The sequence below is a fragment of the Streptomyces sp. MBT53 genome (assembly GCF_016654115.1).
Classification (GTDB): Bacteria; Actinomycetota; Actinomycetes; order Streptomycetales; family Streptomycetaceae; genus Streptomyces.
Genome location: NZ_JAEQAZ010000094.1, coordinates 35,374 through 41,699 on the forward strand (window position 1 = coordinate 35,374; position 6,326 = coordinate 41,699).

Annotated in this window: 4 protein-coding genes; 1 reads left to right on the forward strand and 3 read right to left on the reverse strand. The window is 68.1% G+C overall.

Annotation, left to right across the window (positions count from 1 at the left end; genetic code table 11):
- Window positions 1-20: 20 nt before the first annotated feature.
- From grpE to JHN45_RS29785, 3 genes are all read right to left on the reverse strand, one after another.
- Window positions 21-674 carry a nucleotide exchange factor GrpE gene (grpE, locus tag JHN45_RS29775; RefSeq protein WP_200711411.1) on the reverse strand — a complete coding sequence of 218 codons (654 nt, stop codon included), beginning with the start codon at window positions 672-674 and terminating at the stop codon, window positions 21-23.
- Window positions 671-2,515 carry a molecular chaperone DnaK gene (gene dnaK, locus JHN45_RS29780; RefSeq protein WP_200711412.1) on the reverse strand — a complete coding sequence of 615 codons (1,845 nt, stop codon included), beginning with the start codon at window positions 2,513-2,515 and terminating at the stop codon, window positions 671-673. Before dnaK ends, grpE begins: the two co-directional genes overlap by 4 nt.
- Before the next feature lie 96 nt (window positions 2,516-2,611).
- Complete coding sequence (locus JHN45_RS29785) at window positions 2,612-3,634, reverse strand: MraY family glycosyltransferase (RefSeq protein WP_201051591.1); 1,023 nt, start codon at window positions 3,632-3,634, stop codon at window positions 2,612-2,614.
- 213 nt (window positions 3,635-3,847) lie between these two features.
- Here JHN45_RS29785 and JHN45_RS29790 point away from each other — a divergent pair, with 213 nt between their 5' ends.
- Window positions 3,848-6,139 (forward strand): (Fe-S)-binding protein, encoded by a 2,292-nt coding sequence (locus tag JHN45_RS29790; RefSeq protein WP_201051593.1) that lies wholly within the window; start codon window positions 3,848-3,850, stop codon window positions 6,137-6,139.
- Window positions 6,140-6,326: the final 187 nt, after the last annotated feature.

Here is a 6,326-nt window from a genome sequence, read left to right on the forward strand (position 1 = left end):
CGGTCTCCACGTTCTCTGCGTCAGCCCTCCTCAGGGCCGTTGTCCTTCTCGTCGGCGGCCTCGGACTCGTCCTTGACCGCCTGCGCGCCGGGCTGCGGCTCGGCGACGGCCACCCGCGCGGGGCGGATGGTGCGCTCACCGATGCGATACCCGGGCTGCAGGATCGCCACGCAGGTCGTCTCGGTGACGTCCGGCGCGTACGAGTGCATGAGCGCCTCGTGGATCGTCGGGTCGAAGGGCTCGCCCTCCTTGCCGAACTGCTGCAGTCCCATCTTCGCCGCGGCGGTCTCCAGCGACTCCGCCACCGACTTGAAACCGCCGACGAGTTCACCGTGTTCCCGCGCGCGGTTGATGTTGTCGAGCGTGGGCATCAGCTCGGTCAGGAGGTTCGCCACGGCGATCTCCTTGACCGCGATCCGGTCGCGCTCGACCCGGCGGCGGTAGTTCTGGAACTCGGCCTGGAGCCGCTGGAGGTCCGCGGTGCGCTCGTCGAGCGCCTTGCGCACCTGGTCCAGCTGGGCCGTCAGACCGGCGATCTGAGCACTTGCGTCCCCTGCCGGGGCCGCCCCCTCCCCACTGCTGGAGGGGGAGGCGGCCTGCGGCTCGGCGTCGTCGGGGGTGGCGCCGGAGGGGACGTCGGGCTTCTCGTCGAAGCCCGGGGTCTCCTCCGTCACGCGGCACCGTCCTTGCGCTCGTCGTCCACGATCTCGGCGTCCACCACGTCGTCGTCCGCCCGGGGAGCCTCCGCGCCCGGGGCGTCGCCGCCCGCGGCCTGCGCGGCCTGGGCGTCGGCGTACATGGCCTGGCCGACCTTCTGCGAGACCGCGGCGACCTTCTCGGTGGCGGTGCGGATCTCGGCGGTGTCCTCGCCCTTCAGCGTGGCCTTCAGCTCCTCGACGGCGGCCTCGACCTCGGTCTTGACGTCGGCGGGAACCTTGTCCTCGTTGTCCTTGAGGAACTTCTCCGTCTGGTAGACGAGCTGCTCGCCCTGGTTGCGGGACTCGGCGGCCTCGCGGCGGCGGTGGTCCTCGTCCGCGTACTGCTCGGCCTCCTGGCGCATGCGGTCGACCTCGTCCTTCGGCAGCGAGGAGCCGCCGGTGACGGTCATCTTCTGCTCCTTGCCGGTGCCGAGGTCCTTGGCCGTGACATGCATGATGCCGTTGGCGTCGATGTCGAAGGAGACCTCGATCTGCGGGACACCACGCGGGGCCGGCGGCAGACCGGTCAGCTCGAACATCCCGAGCTTCTTGTTGTACGCCGCGATCTCGCGCTCGCCCTGGTAGACCTGGATCTGCACGGAGGGCTGGTTGTCCTCGGCGGTGGTGAAGATCTCGGACCGCTTGGTCGGGATCGTCGTGTTCCGCTCGATCAGCTTGGTCATGATGCCGCCCTTGGTCTCGATACCGAGGGACAGCGGGGTGACGTCGAGGAGCAGGACGTCCTTGACCTCGCCCTTGAGGACACCGGCCTGGAGGGACGCGCCGATGGCGACGACCTCGTCCGGGTTGACGCCCTTGTTGGCGTCCTTGCCGCCGGTGAGCTCGCGCACGATCTCCGCGACGGCGGGCATCCGGGTGGAGCCACCGACGAGGACGACGTGGTCGATCTCGTTGATGGAGATGCCGGCGTCCTTGATGACGTTGTGGAACGGCGTCTTGCAGCGCTCCAGCAGGTCGGCCGTCAGCTGCTGGAACTGGGCGCGGGTGAGCTTCTCGTCCAGGTGCAGCGGGCCCTCGGCGGAGGCCGTGATGTAGGGCAGGTTGATCGAGGTCTCGGTGGAGCTGGACAGCTCGATCTTGGCCTTCTCAGCAGCCTCACGGAGACGCTGGAGGGCCATCTTGTCCTTGCCCAGGTCCACGCCGTGGCCCGCGGCGAACTGCTTCACCAGGTAGTCGACGACCCGCTGGTCCCAGTCGTCACCACCGAGGTGGTTGTCGCCGTTGGTGGCCTTCACCTCGACGACGCCGTCACCGATCTCCAGGAGGGACACGTCGAAGGTGCCGCCACCGAGGTCGAAGACGAGGATCGTCTGGTCGTCCTTGTCGAGGCCGTACGCCAGCGCGGCGGCGGTCGGCTCGTTCACGATGCGCAGGACGTTCAGGCCCGCGATCTCGCCGGCCTCCTTCGTCGCCTGACGCTCGGAGTCGTTGAAGTACGCCGGGACGGTGATGACCGCGTCGGCCACCTTCTCGCCCAGGTACGCCTCGGCGTCGCGCTTCAGCTTCTGCAGGATGAAGGCGCTCATCTGCTGCGGGTTGAAGCTCTTGCCGTCCAGCTCGATCTTCCAGTCCGTGCCCATGTGGCGCTTCACGGAACGGATGGTCCGGTCAACGTTCGTGACCGCCTGGCGCTTGGCCACCTCTCCGACGAGCACCTCGCCGTTCTTGGCGAAGGCGACGACGGACGGCGTGGTCCTGGCGCCCTCTGCGTTGGTGATGACGGTGGGCTCGCCGCCTTCAAGAACGCTGACGACGGAGTTAGTCGTGCCCAGGTCGATGCCGACCGCACGTGCCATGGTTGATTCCTCCAGCAATGACTTGAGTGGAACGGACTCAAGTGTGCACGACACTCACCGCTGGGTCAACAGAGCTGAGTCGAGCAGGCTCAACTCTTATCCGTTCCTTACACGCAACCGCGCCCCGACCTGCGTCGATGCCGCCCGCCGCCCCCCGTAGACAGAGACTCTGAGCAGTCCTCCTACGACGACCAGGGCCCCGCCCGCCACCCACATCACGGCGGATTCACCCGCCCACCCGTTGTGCACGAGCACCCCGACGAGCACCCCGGAGAACGTCCCGATCCCGAGCAGCACCACCGCCCCCTGCGGAGTGAGCCCCAACCGCCGCAGCCGGTGGGCGAGATGGTCAGGACCGCCCCGCAGCAGCGCCCGCCCGGCCAGCCGCCGCGACAGCAGCACCAGGACGGCGTCGGCGCTCGCGACGGCGGTGAGCGCGAACAGCACGCCCGCACCGGACGCGAGATCGTGCCCGGCACAGGTGACCACGGCCGCCGAGGCGAGCACGAACCCCGTGAACAGCGATCCGCAGGCGCCGAGCGCGATCCGCGCGGGATGCCAGTTGTGCATCAGGAACCCGGTGAGCGCGGCGGCCAGCACACTCAGCAACACCGCGAGCCCGTCCATGACTTCCATCGCGGCACAGGCGCCCACCCCGAAGGCGGTGACCACCCCCACGGTCCCCGCGAGCCCGTCGGCGTGGTCGAGCCCCTTGAAGGCGGCGGCGACGAACACGATCCAGGCCGCCGCCAGCAGCCCGCCGGCCACCCCGAGCTCGCCGTACGGCACGACACAGGCAGCCGCCACCGCCGTACCGAGAACCAGGAACCGCGTCTTGAGCCGCCACACGTCGGCGACCAGCCCGAGCGCGGCCACGGCGGACCCGGTGACCAGCAGTCCGCCGACGCCGTCGCCGACCGGCGCGACACCGGTCCAGTCGCACCCCCAGGTCACCGCCGCGACGGCGATCGCGACGGCCAGTCCCCCGAGCAGCGGTACCGGGCGCGTGCGCCGCCGCCGGTCGAGGATCCGGGCGCGCAGGGCGGGCACCCGGAGCAGCGCGGCGAGGAGGGCGGAGAGGAGCAGGGCGGTCGTGGCGGCGAGAATCCCGTAGAGCACGGTTCCAAATTAGACGCAAATGTACCAATTCAGTACGAATAACACGATCGGACCGTCACAGGTTTTTAAGGCGACCCTCAGCGACATAGATCACCGCACCGCTGGCTACAGTGCGACAGAGAATGGGGGTAATCTCGGTCGGACCGATTAAGTTACCGCTTAGTAATGTTCTTGGTTTGGTAATGACCCCTCGCAGGCCCGAGGAGCCCTGAAATGCAACTCGCCGCGATCATCGTGTCGCTGGTTCTGATCGTGGTCGGTGTGGCGCTGTTCGCGCGCGCCGTCCTGCAGATCTACACCTTCATGCGACTCGGCCAGAACGTGCCCGCGGGCACCCGCACCGACGAGCCCGTACAGCGCACCGTCACCGTGGCCAAGGAGTTCCTCGGGCACACCCGGATGAACCGCTGGGGCGTCGTCGGGGTCGCGCACTGGTTCGTGGCGGTGGGCTTCTTCTCGCTGCTGCTGACGATCGTCAACGCCGTCGGCCAGCTCTTCCAGGCCGACTGGCTGCTGCCGGTCATCGGCGAATGGGCGCCGTACAACGTCTTCGTCGAGTTCATCGGCACCATGACGGTCGTCGGCATCCTCGCCCTGATCGTCATCCGCCAGCTCAGCAAGCCGAACAAGCCGGGCCGCAAGTCCCGCTTCGCCGGCTCCAACTTCGGCCAGGCGTACTTCGTCGAGGCCGTCATCCTCATCGTCGGCGTCTGCATCTTCATGCTGCACGCGCTCGAAGGCGCCCAGCACCACGTCGACGCGTACGAGGCGTCCTTCTTCATCTCGTACCCCGTGGTGACGGCCCTTCGGCACCTGGACGTCTCCACCCTCCAGAACCTCACGTACCTCTTCGCCGGCGTGAAGATCGCGACCTCCTTCATCTGGATGATCACGGTCGCCCTGAAGACCGACATGGGCGTCGCCTGGCACCGCTTCCTGGCCTTCCCGAACATCTGGTTCAAGCGCAACGCGGACGGCGGTACGTCCCTGGGCGCCCTGCTCCCGATGACGTCCGGCGGCAAGCCGATCGACTTCACCGACCCGGGCGACGACGACGTCTTCGGCGTGTCCCAGGTCGAGCAGTTCTCCTGGAAGGGCCTGCTCGACTTCTCCACCTGCACCGAGTGCGGCCGCTGCCAGTCGCAGTGCCCCGCCTGGAACACCGGCAAGCCGCTCTCCCCCAAGCTCCTGATCATGTCCCTCCGGGACCACGCGCACGCCAAGGCGCCGTACCTGCTCGCGGGCGGCGGCAAGTCCATGGAGGGCGAGGAGAAGGCGACGGAGGAGCAGCTGGCGGGCGTACCGGCGGCGGCTCTGGCGGAGGCCGAGCGCCCCCTCATCGGCACGCTCGAAGACAACGGCGTCATCGACCCGGACGTCCTGTGGTCCTGCACCACCTGCGGCGCCTGCGTCGAGCAGTGCCCGGTGGACATCGAGCACGTCGACCACATCGTCGACATGCGCCGCTACCAGGTGATGATCGAGTCCGCGTTCCCGTCGGAAGCCGGGACGATGCTCAAGAACCTGGAGAAGAAGGGCAACCCCTGGGGCCTGGCCAAGAAGCAGCGCCTGGAGTGGCTCAAGGAGGTCGAGTTCGAGGTCCCCGTCGTCGGCCAGGACATCGAGGACCTCACCGAGGTCGAGTACCTGTACTGGGTCGGCTGCGCCGGCGCCCTGGAGGACCGCGCCAAGAAGACGACGAAGGCCTTCGCGGAACTCCTCCACATCGCGGGCGTCAAGTTCGCCATCATGGGCGGCGACGAGAAGTGCACCGGCGACTCCGCGCGCCGCCTCGGCAACGAGCCCCTCTTCCAGGAGCTCGGCATGGAGAACGTCATGGCACTCAACATGGCGTTCGGCGAGGAACTGGACGACGACGGCAAGGTGGTCCCGGAGTCGGCGAAGCCCCGCGCCGCGAAGAAGATCGTCGCGACCTGCCCGCACTGCCTCAACACCATCGGCAACGAGTACCCGCAGCTCGGCGGCGACTACGAGGTCATCCACCACACCCAGCTGCTCCAACACCTGATCGACGAGGGCAAGTTGATCCCGGTGACGCCGGTGGAAGGTCTGATCACCTACCACGACCCGTGCTACCTGGGCCGCCACAACAAGATCTACACGCCCCCGCGCGAGATCATCGCCAGCGTCCCCGGCCTCCGCAACGAGGAAATGCACCGCCACAAGGAGCGCGGCTTCTGCTGCGGCGCGGGCGGCGCCCGCATGTGGATGGAAGAGCGCATCGGCAAGCGCATCAACAACGAGCGCGTCGACGAGGCCCTCTCCCTGAACCCGGACATCGTGTCCACGGCCTGCCCCTTCTGCCTGGTCATGCTCACCGACTCGGTCAACGGCAAGAAGAACGACGGCAAGGCCAAGGAGTCCATCCAGGTCGTCGACGTGGCCCAGCTCCTCCTGGACTCGGTCAAGAAGCCGACCGACGACGAGCCCCCCGCGGGCACCGCGGAACCGGAGAACGCCCCGGAGCCCGAGCCGGTCAAGTAACAACCAGCCAGTCCGCTACGACGACGCCCCGCACTCTCACTGGAGAGTGCGGGGCGTTGTCGTGCCGTGCCGTGCCGTCCCGTGCGGAGAAACGGGCCCCTTCACGACGAGCCGCTCGTATGCCGCCCAACTCCCGCCGTCATGTGACTTGTTGAGGAAAACGCACCCCCTACCCCCTACCCCCTAC